Source organism: Pseudomonas sp. 3A(2025) (assembly GCF_054589175.1).
Genome location: NZ_BAAILM010000016.1, coordinates 71,558 through 81,102, shown reverse-complemented (window position 1 = coordinate 81,102; position 9,545 = coordinate 71,558). Strand labels below are relative to the sequence as shown.

The 9,545-nt window shown below is 62.3% G+C and carries 10 protein-coding genes; 7 read left to right on the top strand and 3 right to left on the bottom strand.

What is annotated here, in order from left to right:
• Positions 1-209 precede the first annotated feature (209 nt).
• Together ACYP2A_RS05570 and rsd are read left to right on the top strand one after the other, a co-directional pair.
• Complete coding sequence (locus ACYP2A_RS05570; RefSeq protein WP_459743499.1) at positions 210-737, top strand: disulfide bond formation protein B; 528 nt, start codon at positions 210-212, stop codon at positions 735-737.
• A 170-nt stretch (positions 738-907) separates the two neighbouring features.
• Positions 908-1,372, top strand: a complete 465-nt coding sequence (gene rsd / locus ACYP2A_RS05565) for a sigma D regulator (RefSeq protein ID WP_459743497.1) — start codon at positions 908-910, stop codon at positions 1,370-1,372.
• A 30-nt stretch (positions 1,373-1,402) separates the two neighbouring features.
• On the opposite strand, the gene ACYP2A_RS05560 is transcribed toward rsd, so the two are convergent.
• Positions 1,403-2,077: an FKBP-type peptidyl-prolyl cis-trans isomerase gene (locus tag ACYP2A_RS05560; protein ID WP_459743495.1), complete on the bottom strand. Its 675-nt coding sequence runs from the start codon at positions 2,075-2,077 to the stop codon at positions 1,403-1,405.
• A 215-nt stretch (positions 2,078-2,292) separates the two neighbouring features.
• On the opposite strand from ACYP2A_RS05560, the gene ACYP2A_RS05555 reads away from it, so the two are divergent.
• A complete protein-coding gene (locus ACYP2A_RS05555; protein WP_459743493.1) occupies positions 2,293-3,318 on the top strand; it encodes an AlgP family protein in 1,026 nt (341 codons plus the stop codon).
• Here ACYP2A_RS05555 and ACYP2A_RS05550 read toward each other — a convergent pair.
• Positions 3,315-3,791, bottom strand: a complete 477-nt coding sequence (locus ACYP2A_RS05550) for a TIGR02444 family protein (protein WP_459743491.1) — start codon at positions 3,789-3,791, stop codon at positions 3,315-3,317. The genes ACYP2A_RS05555 and ACYP2A_RS05550 overlap by 4 nt on opposite strands.
• Positions 3,792-3,838: 47 nt before the next feature.
• Here ACYP2A_RS05550 and ACYP2A_RS05545 point away from each other — a divergent pair, with 47 nt between their 5' ends.
• From ACYP2A_RS05545 to ACYP2A_RS05530, 4 genes are all read left to right on the top strand, one after another.
• Entirely contained in the window at positions 3,839-5,749 is a 1,911-nt protein-coding gene (locus tag ACYP2A_RS05545) for an ATP-binding cassette domain-containing protein (protein ID WP_459743490.1), read from the top strand.
• A gap of 36 nt (positions 5,750-5,785) precedes the next feature.
• Positions 5,786-6,379 (top strand): mechanosensitive ion channel domain-containing protein, encoded by a 594-nt coding sequence (locus ACYP2A_RS05540; RefSeq protein ID WP_459743488.1) that lies wholly within the window; start codon positions 5,786-5,788, stop codon positions 6,377-6,379.
• A gap of 113 nt (positions 6,380-6,492) precedes the next feature.
• Positions 6,493-7,374, top strand: coding sequence for a TauD/TfdA family dioxygenase (locus tag ACYP2A_RS05535; RefSeq protein WP_459743486.1), 882 nt, complete (start codon positions 6,493-6,495; stop codon positions 7,372-7,374).
• The gene (locus ACYP2A_RS05530; RefSeq protein ID WP_459743484.1) at positions 7,371-8,435 is read left to right on the top strand and encodes an ABC transporter substrate-binding protein; all 1,065 of its coding nucleotides are present in this window, start codon (positions 7,371-7,373) and stop codon (positions 8,433-8,435) included. The genes ACYP2A_RS05535 and ACYP2A_RS05530 overlap by 4 nt, the downstream gene beginning before the upstream one ends.
• A gap of 10 nt (positions 8,436-8,445) precedes the next feature.
• Here ACYP2A_RS05530 and ACYP2A_RS05525 read toward each other — a convergent pair whose 3' ends face one another.
• Entirely contained in the window at positions 8,446-9,369 is a 924-nt protein-coding gene (locus ACYP2A_RS05525; RefSeq protein WP_459743483.1) for a LysR family transcriptional regulator, read from the bottom strand.
• Positions 9,370-9,545: the final 176 nt, after the last annotated feature.

Below are 9,545 nucleotides of genomic sequence, written 5' to 3'. Positions count from 1 at the left end.
TCACGCAAGCGTTTGCTTGCGTGAACACCGCGTTGGCCTGCGGCAAAATGTCTTTATTCGGATAATTCCTACACGAAAATGTAATAAACCCTCAATCGTTTGTGATTGTTTCTGTACTTATCTGTCTACGCACCGATAGTTTGTTGCCTTGAAAGGGCCGGGCGCTTTCCTCTACCGTAACGACCTTCGTTTCTTGTTACGGATTTGCCATGCATCTGGCCCGCACGCGCTTCCTGTTCTTTCTGGCGTTCATCGCCTGCGCAATCTCCGTCGGCGCGGCGGTCTACCTGCAATACACCTACGGCCTGAATCCTTGCCTGTTGTGCCAATGGCAGCGCGCCCTGCTGGTCGTCTGTGGCCTGGCCTGCCTGGTGGCTGCCCTGCATGGGCCGACAGCGCGTGGCTGGCCTCGCTACGCGACAGGGTTACTGATCATGGCGCTGTTCGGCGCAGGGGTTGCGGGTGCACATATAGGTTTGCAAACGTCGACACCCGAACAACTGGGTTTGATGAGCGCGCGCCTTGAACAGGGCTTCGACTCGTTGCAGTTGTCTGCCTGGGGCGAGCGCCTGAACGACGAGCTGATCCGCTGCGCCGAGATCAACTGGTCATTGTTTGGCATCAGCCTGCCGGAGTGGAGCCTGCTGGCTTTTGTCGGCTTGATCCTGCTGGCGCTGTACCCGCTGCTGGCGCAAATGCGGCGCAAAATAGTGCCCGACGATCAAACGCTTGTATGAACTTTCTCGACCTCTGAACTTGATGGCCTTATCCTGCGGGCATAATCTGGCTCGCACGCGTCAATTTATGTCTGTTGTCATGACGCTCATTCAGGCTCGGTTTACACAGATCGGGTACGACTTGATGCCGGTACAGGACTGCATGCCCCCTGAAGGGAAGAGAGATCATCATGCTGGAAAGTTGTCAGAATGCTCAGGAACGCTGGGGTGGGGTCAATCTGCTGATCGATCGTTGGCTTCACAATCGTCATGAACTAATCCAGGCCTATGATGTGCTGGGCGGAACGCCCGAATCCCTGAGGGATCACAAGGCCAAACAGACGTTTTGCCAATTGCTGGTCGACTACGTGTCGGCGGGGCACTTCGAGGTCTACGAACAACTGAGCAACGAGGCCAAGGCCTTCAACGACGAGCGCGGGCTGGAACTGGCCGATACGCTTATCCCGCGCCTCGAGGCCCTGACGCAACTGGCCCTGGCCTTCAACGATCACTGCGACCACGGCGATTCTTCAGCCGATTGCGCCAGCGAGTTCAAGACGCTGGGCGGATTGCTGCACGAGCGCTTCGAACTTGAAGACTGCCTGATCGAGGTGTTGCACACCTCGCATAAAGAGCAGGCCGCCGTTCAGGCCTGAGGTTTCATGGACCGGCTTGCCGGTCCTGCATCACTGCGATACAGCGATCAGTTCGATCTCGAACACCAAAGGTGTGAACGGGTCGATCAGGTCACCTGCGCCCTCGGCACCGTAAGCTTGTGCCGACGGAATCACCAGACGCCACTTCGCGCCGGTCGGCATGTCCTGCAACGCGGTGGTCCAGCCGCTGATCACGCTGTCCAGGCGAAACCATTGCGGCTGAGTGCTCTGGTCGAACACCGTGCCGTCAGGCAGATGACCCACATAGCGGACCTCGACCCGGCCATTGGCATCGGGTTTGGGGCCATTGCCGGGCACCAGCTCGGTCATCAGGATGCCATCGGCCAGTACCTTGACCCCAGGCTTGGCTTTCTCGGTGTCCATGAAGCGCCGCTCTGCGCTGAGCGCAGCTTCGGTCTGCGAGTCGGTGCCGGCGGCTTCGGCTTGCGCCATCGCTGCATCGTGGTCAGCCAGAATCTTGTCGATACGCGCCTGCTTGAGCGCCAGGGGCTTGCCTTGATAAGCCTGTCTCAAACCGTCGACCAGAGCGTTCAACTCCAGGTCTGGCACTTCCTGGCGCATGCGTTCACCCAGGCTTGCGCCAAGGCTGTAAGCCAGATCATGAGCGTCGTTGGAAGCCGGGGGTTCGGCAGCCTGTGCCAGCGGCAGCACAAGCAATAACGACGTTAACAGGTAGCGCGACATGGATGCTCTCCAGCCTGAGAAGGCAGCAATTATGCCAGTACCGGCAGGCTTGCGGAGATGACCGCGCAGGTGAAATTTTTCAGGCGATGCACACAGTGTCATCAAACATTGTGTGCGCCATGCAACAGCGGCCTTGTAATACGGTCAACAGCCCTAGCGGCGCTGCATGCAGAGGTCTAGTATGAGCCGCTATTTCGCCACCCCGGAGGTAAGTCATGTCGGCCACCAAGAAGCCAGTAACCACTCCACTGCATCTGCTCCAACAATTGTCGGGCAGCTTGCTCGACCATCTGGAAGACGCCTGCTCCACCGCTTTGGCTGATGCCGAGAAACTGCTCGCCAAGCTGGAAAAACAACGGGTCAAGGCTCAGGAAAAACTGCACAAATCGCGCACCAAGGTGCAAGACGCAGCCACTGCCGGTAAAGCCAAGGCGCAAGCCAAGAGCAAGGCAGTCGTTGACGAACTCGAAGAGCTGCTTGATACCCTCAAAGATCGTCAGACCGAAACGCGCACTTACATTCAGCAACTCAAGCGCGATGTTCAGGAAAGCCTGAAACTGGCCCAGGGCGTAGGCCGCGTTAAAGAAGCGGTCGGCAAGGCGCTGACTACCCGTGCCGCCAAGCCTGCCGCGAGCAAGGTCGTTGCCAAGTCTGCTGCCAAAGCCGCTGCTGCCCCCGCCGAAAAAGCGGCTGCCAAGCCTGTAGCGACCAAGGCACCTGCCAAAACCGCCGCTGCCAAGCCTGCCGCCAAGGCTGCCGCCGCCAAGCCAGTCGCCGAGAAAGCCCCGGCTAAAACCGCGGCTGCAAAACCGGCTGCCGCCAAAGCGCCAGCTAAAACAGCCGCTGCCAAGCCTGTTGCCGAAAAAGCGCCGGCCAAAGCCGCTGCTGCCAAGCCGGCTGCAGCCAAAGCCCCAGCCAAAACTGCTGCAGCCAAGCCTGCCGCTGAAAAAGCCCCGGTGAAAGCCGCTGCCAAGCCGGCTGCTACCAAAGCCCCGGCCAAAACCGCTGCCGCCAAGCCGGCTGCTGAAAAGGCGCCGGTCAAAGCCGCCGCTGCCAAGCCGGCTGCCGCCAAGGCCCCAGCCAAAGCTGCTGCTGCCAAGCCTGCCAAAGCGCCAGTTGCTGCCAAAGCCGCAGCCCCGGCAGCACCAGCCCCCGCGGCTCAGCCTGCCAGCACACCGGCAACCACGCCGGCTGCTGCACCTTCGGCCGCTAGCGACGTGACTCCAGGCAGCGCTTCCTAAGCCTGTTTGAGCGTCATGTGGGCCGCGTCGCACAGCATTTGCAGTGCGTCGCGGTCCTGCCGACCGGCATTTGCCGCCAGCCCTTCAAGCCAGGCCTGCACTTCGTAAGCCTGCTCTTCTGGCCAATCGCCGGCCACTGCCTGTAACCGTTCCAGCAAGGTTTGCTCGGCCTTCAGCTCCAGTGCCTTGACCTGCGCGCGCAGTGCAGCAAGCGCACTATCGCTTGCGGCTGCCTGACGCCATTGTGTGCGCAAGGCGCGTAAAGGCTCGACCACCTGCGCTTGCCAAGTGCTTGCAGTCGTGGCGATTGCCGCCAGTCTTGCCGTGCTGCAGCGCACCCCGCGATACCCCAGCCACACGCCCATCAGCACCACGCAGACATCCGCCCCTTGGGCCTGAAGCCGCAGGCATGCCTGCTCGACACCGGGTCGTGCATAGAAATCGAGGGTGAAACTCCATAGATCAACAGGCATAGTGGTCAACCCCGTCCGGGACGAAGCTGGTAAACTCCGCCGCCATCATGATTCGAATTCAAGACCTTACCTTACAGCGTGGCCCTCAGCGTCTGCTAGAAAACGCCGAGTTGACCCTGCACGCCGGCCAGAAAGCCGGTCTGATCGGTGCCAATGGCGCCGGTAAATCCAGCCTCTTCGCTTTGTTGCGTGGCGAGCTGAGCCCCGATTCCGGCGATTGCCACTTGCCTGCCGACTGGCGTATCGCGCACATGCGCCAGGAAATCGAAACCCTCGAGCGCCTGGCCGTCGACTATGTGCTCGACGGCGACCTGCTGCTGCGCGATGTCCAGCGCCAGTTGATCGATGCCGAAGCGGCCCACGACGGTACGGCTTTAGCACGTTTGCACGCCGAGTTCGACAGCGCCGACGGCTACACCGCCGATGCCCGCGCGCGCAAGCTGCTGGCCGGGCTGGGCTTCAGCAATGAACAGATGGAGCGCCCGGTTGGCAGCTTCTCCGGGGGCTGGCGCATGCGCCTGAACCTGGCGCAGGCGCTGATGTGCCCCTCCGACCTGTTGCTGCTCGACGAACCGACCAACCACCTGGACCTCGACGCCATCCTGTGGCTCGAAGACTGGCTCAAGGGTTATCCGGGCACTTTGCTGCTGATCTCCCACGACCGTGATTTTCTCGATGCCGTGGTCGATCACATCGCCCATGTCGAGCAACGCAAGATCACCCTGTATCGCGGCGGCTACAGCGCCTTCGAACGCGCCCGTGCCGAACGTCTGGCCCAGCAGCAACAGGCCTACGAGAAGCAGCAAGTGCAGCGTGCGCACATGGAAAAATACATCGCGCGCTTCAAGGCCCAGGCCACCAAAGCCCGCCAGGCACAGAGCCGCATCAAGGCACTGGAGCGCATGGAAGAGCTGTCGGCAGCCCACGTCGACTCGCCGTTCAACTTCGTTTTCCGTGAGTCGGACAAGCTGTCGCGACCACTGCTGGACTTGTCTGACGCGCGTCTGGGTTATGGCGACAAGGTCATCCTGGAGAAGGTCAAGCTGCAACTGGTGCCCGGTGCACGCATCGGCCTGCTCGGCCCCAACGGCGCGGGCAAGTCGACCCTGATCAAGAACCTGGCCGGCGAACTTGAGCCCATCAGCGGGCGCCTGCAACGCGGTGAAAACCTCTCGGTCGGCTATTTTGCCCAGCACCAGCTCGACTCGCTGGACGCCAAGGCCACGCCGCTGCTGCACTTGCAACGCCTGGCGCCCACCGAGCGCGAACAGACCCTGCGCGATTTTCTCGGCGGTTTCGACTTCCGTGGTGCGCGGCTCGACGAGCCGGTGCTGAATTTTTCCGGTGGCGAAAAGGCCCGCCTGGCGCTGGCCCTGATTGCCTGGGAAAAGCCCAACCTGTTGCTGCTCGACGAACCGACCAACCATCTGGACCTGGAAATGCGCCTGGCGCTGACCATGGCCTTGCAAGAGTTCAGCGGTGCGGTGCTGGTGGTGTCTCACGATCGGCACTTGCTCAAAAGCACCACTGACGACTTTCTGCTGGTCGCCGATGGCCGGGTCGAAACCTTCGATGGCGACCTGGACGATTACACCCGTTGGCTGGCCGATTATCGTCTGCGCCATGCACCGGCCAGCAACACGCCGGTCAATGCCGACAAGACCGATAAAAAGGCTCAGCGTCAGCAGGCCGCGGCATTGCGTCAGCAACTGGCGCCGCACAAGCGCCAGGCCGACAAGCTGGAAAAAGAGCTGGGCGATGTGCAGGAAAAACTGGCCAGAATCGAACATGGCCTGGCCGACAGCGCCATTTACGAGGCCGCCAGCAAAGACAAGCTGCGCGAACTGCTGGCCGAACAGGCCCGTTTGAAAGTGCGTGAGGCCGAGCTGGAAGAGGGCTGGATGGAAGCACTCGAAGTGCTGGAAACCATGCAGGCCGAGCTGGAGGCATTGTCCTGAGGGCGCCTCTGAAAACGTAAACGAGGCAAGAGGTTGATGGAAGTGTTTGGTTTTGCGCTGCCGACTCACTGGGTCGAACCGATCCTGCTGGGCTTGCAGGTGCTGTTGATTCTGCTGGTGGGTTACCTGGCCCAGCGCGTGGTCGGGCGTTTCATTACCCGCCTGGGTGAGCGTTACCCATTGCCGCCGGAGCTGTTGATGCCGGTCCGTGGCGGCTTGCGCTGGTTCATCATGGGCAGCGCCTGCGTCATCGTGCTGGGACGTCTCGGCGTCTCGGCCACGGTGCTGTGGACCGCGCTGTCGGGCTTTGTCGCCGTGGCAGCGGTGGCCTTCTTCGCCATGTGGAGCGTGCTGTCCAACCTGCTGTGCGCGGTGCTGATCTACACCATCGGGCCGTTTCGTATCGGCGACATCGTCGAGCTGGTCGACACCCTCGACAAGCCCGGCGTCAAGGGCCGGGTCACCGCCATCAACCTGATGTTCACCACCCTGATCGAAATGCCCGAACACGGCGGTGCACTGGTGCAGGTGCCCAACAGCCAGTTCTTCCAGAAGTCGGTGCGCCGCTGGCGCGGCACCGATGGCCTGGCGCAGGTGATTACCGAGCGGCCGGCCGAGCCAGGAAAATAAACCGGCCGGCAGTCGGGCGCTGCATGGCGCCCATACCTGCAATGCATTGGTCGTGCAGGCCATCGCCTGCCTAGAGTCGTTGCCCTCTGTTTTCGGATTCGTGAGGGCGACACGTGCAGCCTGCAACCAGCGACAGCAATCATTTCGACCACCTCACCCGCCTGGGCCCGCTGCTGGGTGCTCAGGTGGCGGGTGTCCAACTGCACGCTCTGGATGACGTGCAACTGGCGCAGCTTGAAGCCGCGCTGGTGCGCCATAAAGTGCTGTTCTTCCCCGAACAACAATGGACGGCCTTGCAGCAGCGCGACTTTGCCGCACGGCTTGGCGAGTTGCACGTGCATCCGACCTTCCAGACCCATGCCGAGGCTCAGGAACTGGTGGTGTTCAACTACGACGACACGCGCAAGGGGGCGAACGATACCTGGCATGCCGACGTGACCTTTGCCGAGCGGCCGTTGAAATACGGCGTGCTGCACGCCGAGACCATTCCCGAGGTCGGCGGCGATACCTTGTGGGTCGATGCCGAGGCCGCTTATCAGGCGCTGTCGGCGCCGTTGCGTTCGCTGCTCGATGGCCTGGAGGCGATCCACAGCGTGTTTCCGGCGCTGGATTACGCCAGCAAACTGGAACAACCGGGCCTGCTCGACAACCTGCTGCGCCTGCCGCCGCCGACCCGCCATCCGGTGGTGCGCCGCCATCCGGTGTCCGGGCGGCCGGCGTTGTTTGTCAATCGCGCCTTCACCTCGCACATTGCCGGCCTGACGCCGCCCGAATCGCGGGCCTTACTGGAGCTGTTGTTCCAGCATCTGGAAAACCCGGCCTTTCAGTTGCGCTGGCGCTGGCAGGCCGGCTATGCCGCGATCTGGGATAATCGCAGCACCCAGCATCTGGCCGTGTCGGACTACTTTCCAGACATTCGCCGGGTGCGTCGTGCCGCCGTGCTGGAAGAGCAACGGCCGCTGCCCGCTCACCCTGTGAAGGACATTGCCCAATGACCGTTGTATCTCGCACCTTGCGCAGCGTGTTGCTGTTGCTGACCGCCTGGCTGAGCATCAGCGCCGCCCACGCCGAGCAGGCACCGGAAGTCATCCGCATCGGTGTGCCGGACCTCAGTACCCGCAACAAGCCTTACTCGCCCGGTGCACTGGGTGTCGCGCAACGTCAGCAGCTACTGGAAAAAGCCTTTGCCGGCAGCGGCACGCGCATCGAATGGCATTTCTTCCGGGGCGCGGGGCCGGCGATCAACGAAGCGCTGGCCAACGGGCAACTGGACGTGGTCGGCCTCGGTGATCTGGCGGCCATTATCGGACGCTCCAGCGGTTTGCAGACCCGCGTACTGATCGGCTCACGGGGCAGCAACATGTTTTTGGCCAGCCGCCCGGAGGCGAACATCACCCGGGTCGAGGATCTGAAAGGCAAGCGCGTGGGGCTTTATCGCGGTACCGCCGATCAACTCTCGTTCGGCCGCTTGCTGGCGCAGGCCGGATTGCGTGAACAGGACCTGAAGATCATCAGCATGGACTGGACAGCAGCGGCATCGGCTTTGCTGGCCGGGCAGATCGACGCCACCTGGTCCAACTTCAATGTGCTTAGCCTGCGCGACAAGGGCATGGTGATTGCGCTGAGTACCCAGACGCTGTCGGCGCAGGCCACGGTGCAGGGCACCACGCTGGCGACTCAGGACTTCATCGAGCGTTATCCACAGGCCACGCAGACACTGGTCAATACGCTGGTCGACATTGCCGGCCAGTTGTCCGACCCGGCCGGGTATCAGCAATACCTGGTCGAGCAGGAACACAGCAGTGGTATTCCACTGGCGCTGGCGCAGGAAGAGAGCAAGGGCTCGGACCCGCGCTTTCGCTTTTCGCCGCGCCTGGATGATTTTCTCCTCACCAGCCTGCAGGACAGCCAGCGCCAGGCGAGTGAGCTGCGCCTGATCCGCAAGCCGGTCGACGTCGTACAATGGATTGAACCGCGCTTTGTCGAACAGGCCGTCGCTCGCCAAGGCGCCTCGCCCTGGCCGCGTTATGACGCCAATGGCAAGGCGCAGGATTGATACGTGGCCGTCACGCCGCGACGGTAATCGCTGACTCGTCGATCTCCAGCAAGGCCTCGATCATGAATCGGGCCTCGGCGCTCAGCGGCTGGTCGGCGCGCTGGACGATGACAAAGCACGCGCCGCCGTCGCGCAATAGCGCGGGTTCGTCGTGGCAACGCAGGCGCTGGAATTCGCCGGTGCGGGTCAGGCTGTCGATGACTTCCAGTTGCACCACGCCAATGCTGTCAGAGCCGGCCACCAGCCTTGGCAGCAGGTCGTTGTATTGGGTCTCAAGGTTCAGCGCCGGTCCCGGCCCGCGCCACTGTTCCTGCAACAGGTCGCGCAGTTCCAGCGGCAGCATGGCGCTTACCCGAGGGTAATCCACCAGTTGCCTGAAGCGTGGCGCCGGGTTGTCGAGCAACGGGTGCCCGCGGCGGCAGAACAGGCCGAAGCGGCGAAAGCGCAGCGGCTGCACCAGATAGCGGGTGCCAATCTCCATGTGCCGCAGGTCGGCGACCAGAAAACTGATGTCGCCCTCATCGAGCAGCTCCAGCAGGTGCGAGGGTTTGTCTACCCGCACATCCAGCGCGGTCTGCGCAAAGTCGCCGACAAACACCGCCAGCGCCTCAGGCACCAAGCGTGCCGCCACTAACGGGCCGACGCCGAAGCTCAGGCGGCTGGGGGTCGCGAGGTTTTGGCTGGCGGCCATCTCATCGCGCAGGGTGCTGGCGTCGTCGAGCAAACGACTGGCGCGGGTGCGTAGCGCCTCGCCCTTGGCGGTCAGTACCACGCCGCGGCTGCCGCGTTCGACCAGCGGGCCGCCCAGTTCGTTTTCCAGTCCCTGGATACTGCGGCTGAACGCCGACTGCGTGATGCACGCAGCTTCCGCTGCGCGGGTGAAATTGAGGTGCCGGGCCAGGGCCAGAAAGTGCCGGAGTTGGCGTAAGTCCATGGTCAGACCTTTGAGTCATGCCTGTGATGCGATTAATGAATTTCCCGCTGCCGGGACGTCTTGCTACAACAAGCGCCCCGCCATCCTTGATGGACCGCGAGCGGCTGCATTATCCAGTGGCCGTTGCCTGGGGCCAAAAGACCAAAAACGAATAACCTTAGCCGCGTCCGCACGAG

Bases quoted from the DNA above. Each gene is read 5' to 3' on its own strand.
- ACYP2A_RS05570 (WP_459743499.1), top strand. From the start codon at position 210: ATGCATCTGGCCCGCACGCGCTTCCTGTTCTTTCTGGCGTTCATCGCC.
- rsd (WP_459743497.1), top strand. From the start codon at position 908: ATGCTGGAAAGTTGTCAGAATGCTCAGGAACGCTGGGGTGGGGTCAAT.
- ACYP2A_RS05560 (WP_459743495.1), bottom strand. From the start codon at position 2,077: ATGTCGCGCTACCTGTTAACGTCGTTATTGCTTGTGCTGCCGCTGGCA.
- ACYP2A_RS05555 (WP_459743493.1), top strand. From the start codon at position 2,293: ATGTCGGCCACCAAGAAGCCAGTAACCACTCCACTGCATCTGCTCCAA.
- ACYP2A_RS05550 (WP_459743491.1), bottom strand. From the start codon at position 3,791: ATGCCTGTTGATCTATGGAGTTTCACCCTCGATTTCTATGCACGACCC.
- ACYP2A_RS05545 (WP_459743490.1), top strand. From the start codon at position 3,839: ATGATTCGAATTCAAGACCTTACCTTACAGCGTGGCCCTCAGCGTCTG.
- ACYP2A_RS05540 (WP_459743488.1), top strand. From the start codon at position 5,786: ATGGAAGTGTTTGGTTTTGCGCTGCCGACTCACTGGGTCGAACCGATC.
- ACYP2A_RS05530 (WP_459743484.1), top strand. From the start codon at position 7,371: ATGACCGTTGTATCTCGCACCTTGCGCAGCGTGTTGCTGTTGCTGACC.
- ACYP2A_RS05525 (WP_459743483.1), bottom strand. From the start codon at position 9,369: ATGGACTTACGCCAACTCCGGCACTTTCTGGCCCTGGCCCGGCACCTC.